At 72.0% G+C, this 15,618-nt stretch carries 15 protein-coding genes and 1 pseudogene; 9 read left to right on the top strand and 7 right to left on the bottom strand.

Annotated elements, in window-relative coordinates; all coding sequences use genetic code 11:
- Positions 1-13 precede the first annotated feature (13 nt).
- Entirely contained in the window at positions 14-1,657 is a 1,644-nt protein-coding gene (locus DRB89_RS03910) for a phospholipase D family protein (protein ID WP_112463206.1), read from the top strand.
- 90 nt (positions 1,658-1,747) lie between these two features.
- Here the strand turns inward: DRB89_RS03910 and DRB89_RS03905 are convergent, their stop codons facing one another.
- Complete coding sequence (locus DRB89_RS03905; RefSeq protein ID WP_112463205.1) at positions 1,748-2,632, bottom strand: AraC family transcriptional regulator; 885 nt, start codon at positions 2,630-2,632, stop codon at positions 1,748-1,750.
- Between the two features lie 117 nt (positions 2,633-2,749).
- On the opposite strand from DRB89_RS03905, the gene DRB89_RS03900 reads away from it, so the two are divergent.
- Both DRB89_RS03900 and DRB89_RS03895 read left to right on the top strand, forming a co-directional pair.
- On the top strand, positions 2,750-3,865 hold the full coding sequence (locus DRB89_RS03900) for a serine hydrolase domain-containing protein (RefSeq protein ID WP_112452781.1): 1,116 nt from the start codon (positions 2,750-2,752) through the stop codon (positions 3,863-3,865).
- A 247-nt stretch (positions 3,866-4,112) separates the two neighbouring features.
- Positions 4,113-4,757, top strand: a complete 645-nt coding sequence (locus DRB89_RS03895) for a dihydrofolate reductase family protein (protein ID WP_112452782.1) — start codon at positions 4,113-4,115, stop codon at positions 4,755-4,757.
- A gap of 11 nt (positions 4,758-4,768) precedes the next feature.
- On the opposite strand, the gene DRB89_RS03890 is transcribed toward DRB89_RS03895, so the two are convergent.
- The 3 genes from DRB89_RS03890 to DRB89_RS03880 all read right to left on the bottom strand — a co-directional run bounded on the left by DRB89_RS03890 (position 4,769) and on the right by DRB89_RS03880 (position 8,154).
- Positions 4,769-5,326: a hypothetical protein gene (locus DRB89_RS03890; RefSeq protein WP_112452783.1), complete on the bottom strand. Its 558-nt coding sequence runs from the start codon at positions 5,324-5,326 to the stop codon at positions 4,769-4,771.
- Positions 5,327-5,469: 143 nt separating this feature from the next.
- Positions 5,470-6,960: a hypothetical protein gene (locus DRB89_RS03885; RefSeq protein ID WP_112463204.1), complete on the bottom strand. Its 1,491-nt coding sequence runs from the start codon at positions 6,958-6,960 to the stop codon at positions 5,470-5,472.
- 81 nt (positions 6,961-7,041) lie between these two features.
- Complete coding sequence (locus DRB89_RS03880; protein WP_112451112.1) at positions 7,042-8,154, bottom strand: AI-2E family transporter; 1,113 nt, start codon at positions 8,152-8,154, stop codon at positions 7,042-7,044.
- Between the two features lie 11 nt (positions 8,155-8,165).
- On the opposite strand from DRB89_RS03880, the gene DRB89_RS42685 reads away from it, so the two are divergent.
- Positions 8,166-8,306: a hypothetical protein gene (locus tag DRB89_RS42685; protein WP_162688461.1), complete on the top strand. Its 141-nt coding sequence runs from the start codon at positions 8,166-8,168 to the stop codon at positions 8,304-8,306.
- On the opposite strand, the gene DRB89_RS03875 is transcribed toward DRB89_RS42685, so the two are convergent.
- Positions 8,297-8,902: a hypothetical protein gene (locus tag DRB89_RS03875; RefSeq protein WP_204357837.1), complete on the bottom strand. Its 606-nt coding sequence runs from the start codon at positions 8,900-8,902 to the stop codon at positions 8,297-8,299. The two genes, DRB89_RS42685 and DRB89_RS03875, sit on opposite strands and share 10 nt — an antisense overlap.
- 1,252 nt (positions 8,903-10,154) lie before the next feature.
- Between DRB89_RS03875 and DRB89_RS03865 the strand changes: the two genes are divergently transcribed.
- Complete coding sequence (locus DRB89_RS03865; RefSeq protein WP_112451109.1) at positions 10,155-10,886, top strand: SDR family oxidoreductase; 732 nt, start codon at positions 10,155-10,157, stop codon at positions 10,884-10,886.
- Between the two features lie 74 nt (positions 10,887-10,960).
- On the opposite strand, the pseudogene DRB89_RS44170 reads toward DRB89_RS03865, so the two are convergent.
- A pseudogene (locus tag DRB89_RS44170) lies at positions 10,961-11,071 on the bottom strand (DoxX family protein); the annotation flags it as partial.
- 162 nt (positions 11,072-11,233) lie between these two features.
- On the opposite strand from DRB89_RS44170, the gene DRB89_RS03855 reads away from it, so the two are divergent.
- The 3 genes from DRB89_RS03855 (at position 11,234) to DRB89_RS03845 (ending at position 14,135) form a co-directional block, all read left to right on the top strand.
- Positions 11,234-12,085, top strand: a complete 852-nt coding sequence (locus DRB89_RS03855; RefSeq protein ID WP_204358079.1) for a LysR substrate-binding domain-containing protein — start codon at positions 11,234-11,236, stop codon at positions 12,083-12,085.
- A 98-nt stretch (positions 12,086-12,183) separates the two neighbouring features.
- Complete coding sequence (locus tag DRB89_RS03850) at positions 12,184-12,726, top strand: DUF6368 family protein (RefSeq protein ID WP_162688460.1); 543 nt, start codon at positions 12,184-12,186, stop codon at positions 12,724-12,726.
- 131 nt (positions 12,727-12,857) lie between these two features.
- Positions 12,858-14,135 carry an FAD-dependent oxidoreductase gene (locus tag DRB89_RS03845; protein WP_112463203.1) on the top strand — a complete coding sequence of 426 codons (1,278 nt, stop codon included), beginning with the start codon at positions 12,858-12,860 and terminating at the stop codon, positions 14,133-14,135.
- An 87-nt stretch (positions 14,136-14,222) separates the two neighbouring features.
- Here DRB89_RS03845 and DRB89_RS03840 read toward each other — a convergent pair whose 3' ends face one another.
- Positions 14,223-14,549: a hypothetical protein gene (locus DRB89_RS03840; protein ID WP_112451106.1), complete on the bottom strand. Its 327-nt coding sequence runs from the start codon at positions 14,547-14,549 to the stop codon at positions 14,223-14,225.
- 164 nt (positions 14,550-14,713) lie between these two features.
- On the opposite strand from DRB89_RS03840, the gene DRB89_RS03835 reads away from it, so the two are divergent.
- Complete coding sequence (locus DRB89_RS03835) at positions 14,714-15,601, top strand: NAD-dependent protein deacetylase (RefSeq protein WP_112451105.1); 888 nt, start codon at positions 14,714-14,716, stop codon at positions 15,599-15,601.
- Positions 15,602-15,618: the final 17 nt, after the last annotated feature.

The following is a 15,618-nucleotide window of genomic DNA, read 5'->3' as shown; positions in this document are numbered from 1 at the left end:
GGAGGCGCCACGAATGAAACACAGTGACTGGATGCTCACCGCCGGTGAACGCGGGAACACCGCCACCCGGGTCGACAGCCGCCACCCCGACGGAGCCGCCTGGACCCGCGGCAACGAGGCGCGCCCGCTCGTGCACGGCGCCACGTACTTCGCGGAGCTCCTGCGGAACATCCGGGCCCAGCGGCGCGGCGACCTCCTCTTCTTCACGGACTGGCGCGGCGACCCCGACGAACGGCTCGACGGCGAGGGCACGGAGGTCGGCGCCGTCCTGGCGGACGCGGCCGCGCGCGGCGTGCTCGTCAAGGGCCTGCTCTGGCGCTCCCACCTGGATGGATTGCGGTTCAGCGAGAGCGAGAACCGGCACCTCGGGGAGGAGATCGCGGCGGCGGGCGGTGAATGCCTGCTCGACATGCGGGTCCGCCCCGGAGGGAGCCACCACCAGAAGCTGGTCGTCCTGCGCCACCCCGGCCGCCCTGCCCTGGACGTGGCCTACGTCGGCGGGATCGACCTGTGCCACAGCCGCAACGACGACGCCTCGCACCACGGGGATCCGCAGGCCATGCCCCTGGCGGCCGCGTACGGCCCCCGGCCTCCTTGGCACGACGTCCAGATGGCCGTCCGGGGACCGGCCGTCGGTGACATCGAGGCCGGCTTCCGCGAGCGCTGGGAGGATCCGGCCGCCTTGAGCCGCAGCCCGCTCGTGAAGCTGCGGGCGCTCATCAACGGGGAGGACACCTACGCGGATCCCATCCCGCCGCAGCTCCCCGACCCCCCGCCCTGCGGCAACCAGACCGTTCAGGTGCTGCGCACCTACCCGAACCGGCTGCTGCGCGGCTACCCCTTCGCGCCGGACGGAGAGCGCAGCGTCGCGCGCAGCTACCTCAAGGCGTTGAAGCGGGCCAGGCGGCTCATCTACCTGGAGGACCAGTACCTCTGGTCCCCGGAGGTGGTGGAGTCCTTCGCCCTGGCGCTGCGCGAGAACCCCGAACTCCGCCTGATCGCCGTGATACCCAGCGTTCCCGACCAGGACGGACGGCTGTCCGGGCCCATGAACCTGGTCGGAAGGGTCCAGGCGCTGGACAAACTGCGCGAGGCGGGTGGCGGACGGGTGGCGGTCTACGGGCTGGAGAACCGCGCGGGCACGCCGGTCTACGTGCACGCCAAGGTGTGCGCCGTCGACGACGTGTGGGCCACGATCGGATCCGACAACATCAACCTGCGGTCCTGGACCCATGACTCGGAACTCAACTGCGCCGTCCTGGACGACGACGTGGACTCCCGCGCGCCCGCCGATCCCGCCGGGTTGGGTGACGGTGCCCGCCGCTTCGCGAGGGAGCTGCGGCTGAGGCTCTCCCGCGAGCACCTCGACGTGCCCGAGCCCGACTCCCCCGACTCCCCCGGCGGCCCGGACTCCCCGTGTGACCCGGACCCGCTCTGCGACCCGGTACGGGCCTTCGAGGCGTTCGCCGCGAGCGCTGCCGCGCTGGACGCCTGGCACGAGGGCGGCGGCCGCGGCCCGAAGCCGCCCGGCCGACTGCGTGCCTACCGTCCGCCCGACCTCTCGTACGCCAAGCGGCGCTTCACGATGCCGCTGTACCGGCTGCTCGTCGACCCGGACGGCCGCACGTTCGGCCTTCGGCGGCGCAACGCGTTCTGAACTCGGCCGGGGACGGTGTCCTGCCGGATGGACGGGGCTGGTGATCAGCCGGCGGTCCCGGTGGTCCCGGCGACCTCCGGGACGGGGTCTTCACCCCCCGCTGCCCCGCTCGACCGGGATCCACAGCTGGGAGCCGGTCTCCGCTCCGACCTCCACCGGCTGCGTCCGCAGCAGCTCCGGCCCCGGCCGGCTCGTGTACGGGTTCGAGGGGAACCACTGCGTGAACACGTCCCGCCACAGCTCCTGGAGGGCGCTCGGATAGGGCCCGCGGTTGTCGAAGACCGCCCAGGTGCCGGCCGGCACGTCGAGGGCGTCGAGCTCCTCGGTCGCCGCCTCGGTCGCCGTCTCGGGACCGGTCACCGCGCCGATCCAGTAGTCCACCTCGGCGCCCTCCTCCCGGCTGTCGGTCAGGTGCACCACCGCCGACAGGATCCCCTCCGGCTCCCGGTCCGCCAGCGACTTCATCCGTACGATCGCCTGCTCGTCCAGGCTCGCCAGGTGCGCCGCGGCGGCCGCGTTGAGCCCTTCGTGCACGAGGGGGACCCGGGCCTTCCTCCCGACGACCCGGAACGACTCCTTCTCCACGATCCGGTACCGCATGGCCGTACTGCCTTCGACGACGACGCGGAAGGACATGCGGGGCTGTGCCGTGAGCACCGCACCCGTGCGGCGGGCCTCGCCCGGCCCGATGCCGTGCACCGACCGGAACGCCCGGGCGAACGCCTCGCCCGAGCCGTACCCGTAGCGCACCGCGACATCGAGCAGCGTCAGCTCCCCGGCCAGCACGTCGGCCCCGGCGAGCGTCATCCGCCGGCGCCGCACGTAGACCGGGAGGGGCATCCCGGCGAGCGCGGAGAACAGCCGCCGGAAGTGGTACTCCGACACCGCGGCGATCCGGGCCACCTCGGCCATGTCGATCTCCCGGTCGAGGCAGGTCTCCAGGTGGTCCAGCGCCTGATTCAGCCGCTCCAGCACGCCGTCCGTCCTTCCTCCGTGTGTCCCCATCGTGTCTCCACGATCGCGTCCCGCCCGACAAAACCGGTGCGGGAATTGTGGGGCAGGAGGCCCTGGCGCCACCTGAGGCTTACACCCATGACAGACATTAAGGGATTTTGTGAGCCCCGTTTCGCCCCGGTCCGGGAGGCACTCGCAGCTCTGCTCGACAAGGACGACGTGGGCGCCTCGGCGGCCGTCTACGTCGACGGCGAGCCGGTGGTCGACATCTGGGGCGGGTACGCCGATGCGGACCGTTCCGTCAGCTGGGAGCGCGACACGCTCACCGGAGTGAACTCGACGACCAAGAACATGACCGCCCTGTGTGCGCTGATCCTGGCCGACCGGGGCCTGCTCGACCTGTCCGCGCCGGTCGCCGCCTATTGGCCGGAGTTCGCCGCTGCCGGCAAGGAAGGCGTGTTGGTGCGGCACGTGCTGTCGCACACGGCGGGGCTGCCGGATCTGTCCGGGCTGAGGGCGGTCGAGGAGCTCTACGACGGGGAAAGCGTGACGGCAGGGCTGGCGGCGCAGGCGCCCGAATGGGAACCGGGAACGGCCGCCGGCTATCACGCACTCACCTTCGGATTCCTCGTGGGTGAGATCGTCCGCCGCATCACCGGCCGCGGCCTCGGCGAGTTCTTCGCGGAGGAGGTGGCCAAGCCGCTGGGCGCGGATTTCCACATCGGGCTCTCCGCGGAGCACGACCACCGCGTCGCACCCCTCATCCCGCCGCCGTCATTGACCGACGAGTACGCCGCCAGCGCGCCGCCCGGACCGGACGGCGCACGCCGGGAGAACACCGGTGCCGTCATCCGGGTCAGGGACGTCAACTCCTCGGCCTGGCGCCGTGCGCAGATCCCTGCGGTGAACGGCTTCGGCAACGCTCGCTCGGTCGCCCTCGTCCAGTCGGTACTGGCGAACCAGGGAACGGCGGGCGGTGTGCGACTGCTGTCCCCGCGGGGTTGCGAACCCGCGCGGCAGGAGGTTTTCAGCGGCGAGGACCGCGTTCTGCGGACGCCGATGTCCTGGACGGCGGGCTTCGGCAAGTTCGGCAACACCTTCGGCTGGGGCGGCTGGGGCGGCTCACTGGTCGTGAGCGACCCCGACGCACGCATGACGGTGGCGTACGTCATGAACCGGATGATCGACCGCGAGCGGCAGGAGGACAACCGCGGCATGGAAATCGTGATGGCCGCGTACAGCGGACTGCACTGACAGCGCGACGGCGGCTACGACTACGAGTCCTGCTCGAACAAGGACGGCTGGCGAACTCCCGGCTGACACTCCGCGACTGAACGCCGGAGCCCCCGGGGGAAGCCGTGTCCGGAGCGAATGCCGGTGTGTCGGCTGACACCGGCCGCGGGCAGGTGGGGTGAGATGGCAGGACGCGGCGAGCGGACGAGGCGATGGGTTTTCCCGGCCCGGCACGTCACCACCGTGGTCGACAACACAGGAGGAGCACATGGCTCAGCTGCTGAGGGTCCAGAACTTCAACGTCTCGAGTGACGGGATCGGTGCCGGTGAGGACCAGACCCTCGAGAGGCCGTTCGGTCATGTCGATCCCGGAAGGCTGTTCGCCTGGGCCGGCGCCACGGCGAGCTGGCCCATGCGCACCGCCCCCGGGGGGAGCCGGGGGCTGGACGACTACCTCACGCGGGACTACCCCCGCAACATCGGCGCCGAGATCATGGGCCGCAACAAGTTCGGTCCCCAGCGCGGGCCCTGGCAGAACCACGAGTGGCAGGGGTGGTGGGGTGACGAACCCCCGTTCCACACCCCGGTGTTCGTGCTGACTCACCACCACCGTCCTTCGCTCACGCTTTCCGACACCACGTTCCACTTCGTCGACGGGGACCCTGCCACCGTCCTCGAACAGGCCCGGGAGGCGGCACGGGGCAAGGACGTCCGGCTCGGCGGCGGAGCCACGACCATTCGGCAGTTCCTCGACGCCGACCTCGTCGACACCCTGCACGTGGCGGTCTCGCCGATGAAGCTCGGGTCCGGAGTGCGGCTCTGGGAGTCCCCCGACGAACTGCTCGACCGGTTCCACCTGGAGGTCGTCCCCAGCCCCAGCGGGGTGGCGCACCACCTGTTCTGGCGGAAGTGACCGGCCCGGGGTCAGACGGACGGGGAACCGGTGTAGTCGTATCCCCGGTAGCCGTGCCCGTCCTCGTGCCAGTCCAGGTACAGGACCGCGTCACCGAGGGCGCCGGGGCCGGCGCGGTGGCGGATGGTCGGGGTGCGGTAGCTCCCGTTGCGGTCCCCGTTTGAGGTGGCCTTCTCCATCCGCTCCTCCAGCTCCGGGAAGTCCTTCTCCGCCACGACGGGGTCGGTGCCCTCGCGGGACCGCTTGATCTGCACCCGCGCCTTGGCCCCGTCGAAGATCGTCGCGTCGGTGGTGGAGTAGAAGGCGGGTCCGTCCCACCTGATGTCGGCGTACGCGTACACGGTGGCCCCGGAGCGCGCTGCGCACACCGACACGGTCACCTCCCAGTTGTCGGGCCAGGGGCCGGAGTACCCGGCATCGTCGATCGACTTGGTGCCGCTGGAGCACGTGTAGCGCGGCGTGGCGGAGGCCGGGGACGCGGAGGCCGGGGACGCGGAGGCGGAGACCGCGCACGCGAGTACGACCACCGCCGCCGCCGCTACCGGCACCGGGTGTGTGGACATCTTCATGCCCGTTCAAAGCCGTCGGTGCCCGGAACGACACGGGCTGGTGCCCGAGACCACCCCCACGCGCAGGACCGCGGGATGCGTGCCCGAACCCGGACGTGGAGTCGCCCGTCCCCCGTCCCCCGTCGCCCGTGTCGGCGTCGGGCCTACGCCGGTGGGGTGGCAGCGCCGTTCAGGCAGCGGTCGAGGAGTGCGCGCATGCGGGGGACGGGGAGGGACGGGTTGGCCGCGGCGCCTTCCGCGGTCCGGGGGTTGACGAGGAGCGCCTCCAGGGCATCCGGCGTCAGGCTCGGGTTGGCGGCGGCCGCCCGGCACACCGACTCGTCGGGGTCGTCCACCGGGGGGTCGGACAGGGTGGGAGCGGCCGCGGCCAGGGCCCGCACCTCTGGATCCGGGTGGCCGACGAGGGGGGTCAGGCCGGTGCGGGGGAACGCGGGCAGGGTCAGCAGGTGCGGACGGTGGGCCGGGCGGGTGACGAAGACGTCCAGGAGGAGGTGGGGCGGAGCCAACGGGTGGTGGCAGGCCAGCCGGATCCGTACCTCCTCGTCTTCGTCCCGCGCGAGGGTCGCGACGAGTTCTGCGGGCAGGCCGGGCCGGCTCGCCGCGACCCGGCGCAGCACCGGTTCCTCGGACGTCGCGCAGGCGGCGAGCCATTCGGGGGACGGCTCGGTGGCCGACTCGGTGATCGGGCCGGTCCAGTCCGGACCGTGCCCGATGACCCCGTAGATCGCCCAGTACTCGGCCCAGGTGCGGGGGAAGGGGTGGAGGCGGGCGCGCATCCGCACGTCCTGGTCCGGGTCCTCCCTCAGTTCGGCGACCAGGTCCGGTGCCAGGTCGGGCCGGGCGGCGGCCATCTCGCGGATCTTCGCCTCGGGGTGGCGGGCGAGCCGGGCAACGGCGTCGGCCGGGATGTGACGGTTCCAGGTCAGGGGGTGCACCTCGTCATCCGCGAAGCACTGCTCGATGAGCGCCGGGGACAGGGCGCACCTGCCGAGGAAGAACGACCTGCTGTGCGAGCCGATGGACGGCAGCGTGGCCTCCACCCGCTCCGGGTCCAGCTCCCAACTGTGCTCCTGCGCCGCTTCCCGTACCGCGGGGACGGCGTCGTCGAGCAGGGCCTCCCGCTGTCCAGGGGTGAGCGACTGCCACTCCCAGGCGGCGCGTTCGCGAATCTCCGGGTGCTCGTGCCCGGCCATGGAGCGGTGGAAGGACAGGGGGATCTGCCGCGAGGAGCTGAGCTCCTGGACGATCTCGTGTTCGGTGAGCATGCCGTCCTCGCCCCCGTCCTGGGCGGTCAGGAGGGTGACGAGGATGTCGTCCGGCAGCGGTCGGACCCGTCGGGGGCGGGGGCGGGGGCCGGCAGCGAGCCGATAGCGGACGATCCCCGACTGGTCCGTGGCCAAGGGGGCGAGTCGCGCGGGGTCGACGTGCCGGTTGAGGGCGAGGGCGCCGCGGATCTTCCTGCCCGGATGGCGCAGGGCCGCGTCGATGGCGGCGTCGGGCAGGTCGCGGCCCTCGCACATCAACAGGCCGGCCTCACCGGCCACTTCACCCATCAGGCGTATCAGTACATCGGAGGGAGCCGCCGGATTGAAGGCGATGCCGCGCAGCCACGGTTCACGGAGAAGATCAGACACCGCGCCATCCTGCCACCTCCGCGGGACCCCCCTGGGCCCGTCGGGTGGCGACCGGGCCCCGTGACGGCGGCTCCCCGGGCGCTACAAGGGGGCGTTGGCGGTGGCTGACCCGTCGGTTTCCGGGCCGGACGGGGGCTCTGTCAACTGCTCGCGCAGATAGTTCCAGACCACCGCGATCAGTGCCGCCGCCGGAACCGCCAGCAGGCTGCCGACCACTCCGGCCAGACTGCCGCCCAGCGTCACCGCCAACAGGATCACCGCCGCGTGAAGTCCGAGACCGCGGCTCTGGATCATCGGCTGGAACACATTGCCCTCCAACTGCTGCACCACGATGATGATCGCCAGCACGATCAGCGCGTCCGTCAGACCGTTCGAGACGAGCGCGATGAGCACCGCGACGAGGCCGGCGAACAGGGCACCCACGATCGGCACGAACGCGGACACGAAGGTCAGCACCGCCAGCGGCAGCACCAGGGGAACACCGACGATCCACAGGCCCAGCCCGATGAAGACGGCATCGAGCAGACCGACGAACGCCTGGGAGCGGACGAACGAACCGAGCGTCTCCCAGCCGCGCTCGGCGACCACGGGGACATCGGTGGCGAGCCGGCCGGGGAGCTGACGGGTGAGCCACGGCAGGAACCGCGGGCCGTCCTTGAGGAAGAAGAACATCAGGAAGAGGGCCAAGACGGCGGTGACGAGACCGCTGAAGACGGTGCTCACGCCGGTGGCGACCGTGGAGACCGTGGTGCCGACGCTGTGCTGGACCCGGTCGACCGCGGCGTCGAACGCCCCTGTGATCTGGGCGTCGCCGATGTTCAGCGGCGGCCCGGCAGCCCACTCGCGCAGCTGCTGGATCCCCTTGACCACGCCGTCGCCCAGCTCGCCGGACTGTGACGCCACCGGTACGGCGATCAGCGCCACGACGCCCGCGGCGACGGCGAGGAACAGTACGGTCACCACGGACGCGGCCAGGGCCGGGGGCCACCCGCGCCGGCGCAGGAAGGCGGCCAGCGGCCACGTCAGCGTGGTGAGGAAGAGGGCCACTATCAGCGGCCAGAGCACCGACCACATCCGACCCAGGAGCCACAACGCCACGGCGGCCATCACGAGGACCAGCAGCAACTCGGCGGAGACCCGCGCGGATGCCCGCAGCGCGGACGCGGTCTTATCGGAACTCAACGTGTCAGACATGGACTCACCCTATGGGCCGCACCGACACCGACACCGCCCGCGACGGGGAACGCGATGCGTGCGCATGTCTGCGAGGCATCCCGTACGTCCTCCATGGCTACGGGGCCGGGCAACTCCTGTCGCTGGAGCAGTACGTGGCGGGTCAGCGGTAGGGGCTCCAGCGTCCGAGGCGTGCCATCAGTTTGCGTGCGGCGTTCTCGTCGAGTCCGAGGGCGGCTGCCGCCTGTGCGGTGTCGAGGTCGTTGGCGGTGCCGCGGGCGGCCCAGTATCCGACGCGTTCGGCAGTGACCTCCAGTCGGCGAACCGCCCGTACGGCCGCGACCGGAGAGGTCTTGGCCAGTTTGTCGATCTCCTCCTCCAGCCGCTCCAACAGCGTGGTGACGATCTCCGGCAGGGGGACGGTCGTCGCCTCGACCCGGACGGTGTGCACGTCCCAGTCCTGGACGCACGCGTCCGCCTGCTCGTCCCCGCCGTCCACCAGGTCCTGGTCGCCGATCGCCGTCCAGTCCAGGCGGTGTTCGGGGCCGGCCCAGCCGCAGGAACACACCGCGCGCAGCGCGGCCGCGCGCGGTACGTGGGTCCAGCGGCCGTCGTAGACGCTCCACTGCGACACCGGCTCGCCGCCCCCGCCGGAACCGCTGTCGAAGTACACGGGCGACGGAACGGTGCCGTCGGCGAGGAGCACCCCGACCGCGCCCTCGTGAGATGTGCCGAACTCCTCCATCGTCCACGCCTCGCGCCTGCTCACAACGCCCTCCTCGACCGACTCCGTGCTCGTGCGGCCTGCTCTCCCGGCCGCCTGAACACGACGATGCCGCAGTGTGGGCTTCGGGTAGGCCGGTATTCACGAAATGACGTCGCCGTCCGCGTCCGTCATCACCTTGCCGGGGCCCGCCCGCACAGGCCTGGGCCCGGCCCCCTGCCGGGTGTCCCTTGGCGCTGACGGTCGCACGCCGCCGTGCTCAGCTCGTGGCTGTCGGACTCCCCTCGGCCTCGACCTGACGCCACGTGACGGCAGCGCCGGCATCGCCGGCGAGGCTCTCCCGGACGTCGCGATAGAGGTCGTCCAGCGACAGGACTCCGCCGCTCGGCTGCTCGGGCGGCCCGGCCCACGTAGCAGGCGTCGATGAAGACGATCAGGTTGCCGGCACGGGCTTGGGAGAGCTGGTGCACCGCCTGAGCGGTACCCGGCAGCGGGGGCAGGTCCGCGTACGACTCGGCTCCGATGATCAGCGCCCGCGAAGCCTGCCGGTGGACCGACACCTTGCCGGTGGAGCGCGCGGGAGCGTCGGGCGGTCCCGTGCGCGGCCCGTGCGGCTCCGGAGCCGCGCGGGCCATGGTTCCGCCCCCGGGATCGTCGTCGGGGCCTCCGTCAGGGCCGTCGTCGGGGCCTGCGTCGGGATCGCTCCGCGCGTCTTCCGCGTCGACCGGGTGAGCGGGCATCGGCAACGGACCGACCAGCAGGCCGGGCTCCGGCACGGCTTCCCGCAGTACTGCCTGCCACAGACCGTCGAAACGATCGCGCTCCACCTCCTCGTCCGCACGCCAGCAGAGCACGGAGAGGTGGCGAACGATGCCCAGGAGCACCCGCAGGTTGGGGAGTTCGTCAGCGGTGAACACGCGGTAGACGGTGCTGCGGGCGACCGGACTGGTCCCCGCGTCCTGTGAGAGACCGCCGGTGATGTGACCGAGCGACGGCCATCCCGCGCGGGCATTCAGCTCATGGAGCTCGTGGTTGGGCGTCCGACAGTTTCGGGAGCTGGCTCGCCACACCGAAGGGCCAGACCTTCCGCTGGTCCGTCACCACGGTGCTCGCCGTGGTCGCCGTCGCCGCCGGCTGCGGCGGAAGGTGAGGGATCACGGAGTCGGCGACGACAACGACCGCGGCGGAGTCGGGCCGGACAGAGGCATGTGCGCGGAACGCCACGTCGGATTGCCGCCAGCACCGACTGCCGCCGTCTCGTTTTATTGAACCAGCAACCAATAGCGAGGGAGAGCACATGAACGGCAAGGCGGTTCTGGTGACGGGTGGCAGCCGGGGCATCGGTGCGGCGATCGCACTGGCGATGGCCGAGGCGGGAGCCGATGTGGCCATCACCTACACGGCGAACGAAGCCGCGGCCAAGGAAGTGGTCCGCGGGATCGAGGCCCTCGGACGCCGAGGCGCCGCCGTCAGGGCGGACGCGGGCGATGTCGGTGACGCCGCCGGCTCCGTGGACTGGGCGGCGCAGACGTTCGGCCGGCTCGACGTGCTGGTCAACAACGCCGGCGTGGGCGTCCTGGGCCCGCTCGCCGGGCTGACGCTGGCCGACGTCGACCGCGTGCTCGCGGTCAACGTACGGGGCGCGTTCCTCGCCTCGCAGGCGGCAGCGGGCCACATGGGCCAGGGAGGCCGGATCATCACCATCGGCACCTGCATGACCCAGCGGGTACCGGGGCCCGGCGGAACGCTGTACGCGATGAGCAAGTCGGCGCTGACCGGGCTCACCAAGGCCCTCGCCCGGGAGCTCGGCGGACGGGGCATCACCGCCAACATCGTCCACCCCGGACCGGTCGACACCGACATGAACCCGGCCGACGGACCCTACGCGGACCCCCAGGCCGCGATGACGGCCCTCGGCCGGTTCGGCCGGCCGGAGGAGATCGCGGCCACGGTCGCCTTCCTCGCCGGAGACGGAGCCGCCTACATCACCGGCTCCGAATTCTCCGTCGACGGCGGGCACGCGGCCTGACGGAGCCGGGCAGCGCCCCGTGCCGTTCGCCTCGCCGTCTTCGGCAGGGCGAAAGGCGCGGGGCTTCGGCCACTTCACAGCCTGGCGGCCAGCCAGGCGGTCACAGCCGCGGTGGCGGCGAGCCCGGCATTGAGTGCGATCCGGCGGTCTCCGCCGGTCAGGTGGACGGCGATCGCACCGGGTTCATGGTTCCCGTTCGTGGGCCACCGGTTCGCGCAGGCCCCGTCGATTGCGTCGATCGCCAGACGGGGTGCCCGGCACGATCGAGTGCACCGCCGGTGTCCAAGACCCATCCCGCGACACGGATACCCCGTGGGTATCGTTGCAGGATGGAGCACATGGAGCACATGGAGCTACGGACCCTGCGCTACTTCGTGGCGGTCGCCGAGGAGCTCCACTTCGGCCGGGCCGCCACCCGCCTGCACATGAGCCAGCCGCCGCTGAGCCGTGCGATCAAGCGGTTGGAAGCCGAGGTCGGGGCTCTGCTGTTCACCCGCTCGTCCGCCGGCGTCACGCTCACCGCGGTGGGCACGGTGCTGCTCGACGAGGCGCGGGCCCTGCTCGCCCATGCCGACCGTGTCCGTGTACGCGTGAGCGCGGCGGCCGGCGTCGCGACCCTCACCGTCGGCATCCTGGGCGACGGCACCGACCCGGGCTTGTCCCGGCTGGCCGACTCCTACCGCCGAAGCCATCCCGGCGTCGACATCCGCATCCGCGACACCGATCTGACCGACCCGACGTGCGGACTGCGCGCCCGGACGGTCGACGTCGCCGTGACCCGGGCGCCGTTCGACGAGACGGCCCTGACCGTGCGTACGCTGCGGACCGATCCGGTGGGCGTGGTCCTGCGCGCCGACGATCCGCTGGCACCTCGCGACCGGCTGCGGCTGGCCGAACTGGGCGACCGCCGCTGGTTCCAGTTCCCGCGAGGCACCGACCCCGTCTGGCAGTCGTACTGGAACGGCGGCCGGCCGCGCGAGGGGCCGGTGGTGCGCGCCGTCCAGGAATGCCTGCAGGCCGTGCTGTGGAACGGCACCGTCGGGCTGGCCCCGCTCGGACACGAACTGCCCGCCGAGTTCGTCGTGGTGCCGCTCGTCGACATGGCGCCGAGCCGGGTGGTGGCGGTGTGGAACGAAGGCTCTGCCAACCCGTTGATCCGGTCCTTCATCGGGATCGCGACGGCCGCGTACCGCCGCTGAGCACCGCTGAGCACCGCCGTCCGTCCGGTGCCGCCGCGGCTCGTGAGGGATTCGAACACTGCGCTCGGGTCTGCCGCTCTGCTGGTTAGGATCCCGACATGGGTGGACCAGCGTTGGTGATCGAGTTGGCCGAGGCGGTTCCGGCCGAGGTTGTCGAGCGGCTCCGGGGCTTCCTGGAGGACTCTTCGGCCTGGTTCGAGGAGAAGCGCCCCGGCGGCTACGACCTCAACGTGTTCGCTGACCGGCTCGGGGCCGCGGACCCGGGTGAGATCGACGGGCGCCGGCCGTTCCTGGTCCATGTCATGGGGCCCGGGAACGGGGACGAGGACATCTTCGAGGCCGAGCACGCGGATGACCCCGACCTGGAACCCCTCATCGGCTTCGCTCCGACACACGCGGTGGGCGTCATCGCCGGGTGCAACAGGCCGATCGACCACATCACCACGGCCCTGCTGACGGCCGCCGTCATGGACGTGGTCGGCGGCGTCGCCGCTGCTGAGCTCCTTGACGGGCAGGTCGCGGTCGTGGACGGGCTTCCGGGTGTGCTCGCGATGACGGACGGCCCGTTGCCGGAGGTGTACGGCACGGCGGAGTTCCTGCGTGCGTGGGCCTCTCAACCGGGCTTCCGGCTTCTCAAGTAGTCGGGCCCGAGGGCGTGGTCGCCGAGTCGGCGCCGCGATCGGCCGACTCGCACCGCGCTTCCGCGATCGCCGCCGCCCGGTGGGGTATACGTCGTCGGGCTGACCCGATGCCGGCGAAGGAAGTGGTTTCCGTGGAGCGTACGACCTGCTGTGTGGTGGGAGGCGGGCCCGCCGGGATGGTGCTGGCCCTGCTGCTGGCCCGGGCCGGGGTGGAGGTCACCGTACTGGAGAAGCACGGCGACTTCCTGCGCGATTTCCGCGGCGACACCGTGCACCCGTCCACCCTGTCGCTGCTGGACGACATCGGCCTCGCCGTACGGTTCGCCCGGCTGCCGCAGCGGCGCGTGACCTCGGTGCAGTTGCCCATCGGGCCGGACCGCTCCCTCGTCACGGTCGGGAACATCGGGGCGCTGCACGGGAAGTACAACTACATCGCGATGGTGCCGCAGTGGGACCTGCTCGACCTGCTCGCCGACGAGGCGGGCAAGGAGCCTTCCTTCCGGCTGCGCATGGACACGGAGGCGACGTCCTTCCTGATGGAAGGCGGCCGGGTCGCGGGCGTGCGGTACCGCACCGCGAACGGCGCCGAGGGCGAGCTCAGGGCCACACTGACGGTGGCCTGCGACGGCCGCGGATCCTTCGCCAGGGTGCTGCCCGAGCTCGGCCTGGAGAGCTTCCCGTGCCCGATGGACGCCTGGTGGTTCCGGCTGCCGCGCCATGAGAGCGATCCCAGCGGGCTCGTGGGAGGCCTGAGCGAGCGGTTCTTCAGCGCGCTCATCGACCGCGGGGACTACTGGCAGTGCGCGGGCCTCATCCCGAAGGGGACCGATGCAGAGCGCCGCGCCGAAGGCCTGGACCGGTTCATGGCCCAGTTCACACAGGCCGTCCCGTGGCTGGCCGACCGGGAGCACTCGGTCGCCTCCTGGGACGAGGTCAAGCTGCTCGACGTACGGCTGGACCGGCTGCGCCGCTGGCACCGGCCGGGACTGCTGTGCATCGGCGACGCCGCGCACGCCATGTCGCCGGTCTTCGGCATCGGCATCAACCTCGCCGTGCAGGACGCGGTGGCCGCGGCCCGCCACCTCGTGGAACCGCTGCGCGCGGGGACGGTCGGGCTGCACGACGTGCGCCGCGTACAGCTCCGCCGCATGCCCACGACCGTGGCGACCCAGGGCCTGCAGCGCCTGGCCCACGCCCAGGTCATCGAACCCCTGCTGGCCGGGCGCGTCGCGTTCGGCCACCTGCAGGTGGCGAAGCGGCTGACGGAGCTCGTCACCGACTCGCGGTGGCTGAACCGGGTGCCGGCCTACTTCATCGCGTACGGGGCGCTGCGCGAGCGGCCGCCGGCGCAATCGATCCGCGGCGGCGCCACGGTGCGGGGGGCGTCCCGCGCGGCGCGACCGTGCTGATCGGCTCGGCCGTCGCCGACCGGGACCCGGGGCGGTTCCCGGATCCCGGAACCGGGAACCGGGAACCCGACCGTACGAGTTCCGTCGTCAGTCGTCGCGCGGCAACGAAAGGTCGCTGTCGATGCCGGTGACGACCGGCGGCCCGAGCGGGGCTTCGGACGTCGCGATCCCCGCTTCCTCCAGCGCGGTCGAGACGAGCCTCGTGGCGTCGAGTTCCGCCTCGTAGCGGTCCGGGGCGTCCACTTCGAGGCGGATGGAGAACGTACCGCCCTCGTTGAGCGTGAGGAGGTCCAAGCCCCGGCTCTCACTGACGTCGGTGTGCTGTGAGGCCAGTTCCCGTTCGAGGTCCGAGCGCTCCGAGTCGGTGATGCCCGAGATGAACGTGCCGGGAACGGTGATGACGAAGGTGGTCATGGCGACTCCTCGTTTGGTCCGGAGCTTGGATGTCGTCCTCCTGCCCTCGTTCTGCCTCATGAACCCGTAGGGGGCGGGTCCGGGCGTCCCGGTCGCGGGCCGGTCCCGTACCGGTCCCGTGCCCGTCCCGTGCCCGCCGTCCGGCCGTTCAGTACGCTGGCGGCATGCGTACGCGCCCCACCCTGAGCTGGACCCCGACCGCGGACCTGCCACCCGGCACCACGGACCCGGGCCCGGTCGCCGACGCGCTGCGGGCCGGCGGGGTGCTGGTGCTCAGCGGGGCCGGGATGTCCACGGAGTCGGGCATCCCCGACTACCGGGGCGAGCGCGGAAGCCTGCGCCGGCACACGCCCATGACCTACCAGGAGTTCACCGCCAGCGCTCAGGCCCGGCGCCGGTACTGGGCGCGCGGCCACCTCGGCTGGCGGACGTTCGGGCACGCGAGGCCCAACGCCGGGCACCGGGCCGTCGCGGCGTTCGGGCTGTCCGGGATGGTCTCGGGCGTGATCACCCAGAACGTCGACGGCCTGCACCAGGCCGCCGGCAGCGAGGGAGTGGTGGAACTCCACGGAAGCCTGGACCGGGTCGTCTGCCTGTCCTGCGGCGCCCTCAGCGCCCGCCGTGAACTCGCCCGGCGGCTGGAGGAGGCCAACGCGGGCTTCGAGCCGGTGGCCGCCGGACTGAACCCGGACGGTGACGCCGACCTCACCGACGAGCAGGTCGGGGACTTCCGCCCGGTGCCCTGTGCGACGTGCGGGGGAGTCCTCAAGCCGGACGTGGTGTTCTTCGGCGAGTCCGTGCCGCCGGTGCGGGTCGGGCGCTGCCGCGAACTGGTCGACGCGGCGACCTCTTTGCTCGTACTGGGTTCCTCGCTGACGGTGATGTCCGGGCTCAGGTTCGTCCGCCAGGCGGCCGAGGCCGGGAAGCCCGTACTGATCGTCAACCGGGATCCGACCCGCGGCGACCGCCACGCCGTCACGCGGATCGCGCTCCCCCTGGGGGCGACGCTCACGACCCTGGCCGAACGGTTGGACGTTCCCGTCGCCCCTTGAGGGGCAGCCCGGGGCCG

Origin of the sequence: Streptomyces sp. ICC4, from assembly GCF_003287915.1 — a bacterium.
Classification (GTDB): Bacteria; Actinomycetota; Actinomycetes; order Streptomycetales; family Streptomycetaceae; genus Streptomyces; species Streptomyces tritrimontium.
This window is presented reverse-complemented; position numbering and strand designations above follow the sequence as displayed.

What these genes read in the sequence shown, in the direction of transcription:
- DRB89_RS03910 (WP_112463206.1), top strand. Translation starts at nt 14, where the DNA reads ATGAAACACAGTGACTGGATGCTCACCGCCGGTGAACGCGGGAACACC.
- DRB89_RS03900 (WP_112452781.1), top strand. Translation starts at nt 2,750, where the DNA reads ATGACAGACATTAAGGGATTTTGTGAGCCCCGTTTCGCCCCGGTCCGG.
- DRB89_RS03895 (WP_112452782.1), top strand. Translation starts at nt 4,113, where the DNA reads ATGGCTCAGCTGCTGAGGGTCCAGAACTTCAACGTCTCGAGTGACGGG.
- DRB89_RS03890 (WP_112452783.1), bottom strand. Translation starts at nt 5,326, where the DNA reads ATGAAGATGTCCACACACCCGGTGCCGGTAGCGGCGGCGGCGGTGGTC.
- DRB89_RS03880 (WP_112451112.1), bottom strand. Translation starts at nt 8,154, where the DNA reads ATGTCTGACACGTTGAGTTCCGATAAGACCGCGTCCGCGCTGCGGGCA.
- DRB89_RS42685 (WP_162688461.1), top strand. Translation starts at nt 8,166, where the DNA reads ATGGGCCGCACCGACACCGACACCGCCCGCGACGGGGAACGCGATGCG.
- DRB89_RS03865 (WP_112451109.1), top strand. Translation starts at nt 10,155, where the DNA reads ATGAACGGCAAGGCGGTTCTGGTGACGGGTGGCAGCCGGGGCATCGGT.
- DRB89_RS03855 (WP_204358079.1), top strand. Translation starts at nt 11,234, where the DNA reads ATGGAGCTACGGACCCTGCGCTACTTCGTGGCGGTCGCCGAGGAGCTC.
- DRB89_RS03850 (WP_162688460.1), top strand. Translation starts at nt 12,184, where the DNA reads ATGGGTGGACCAGCGTTGGTGATCGAGTTGGCCGAGGCGGTTCCGGCC.
- DRB89_RS03840 (WP_112451106.1), bottom strand. Translation starts at nt 14,549, where the DNA reads ATGACCACCTTCGTCATCACCGTTCCCGGCACGTTCATCTCGGGCATC.
- DRB89_RS03835 (WP_112451105.1), top strand. Translation starts at nt 14,714, where the DNA reads ATGCGTACGCGCCCCACCCTGAGCTGGACCCCGACCGCGGACCTGCCA.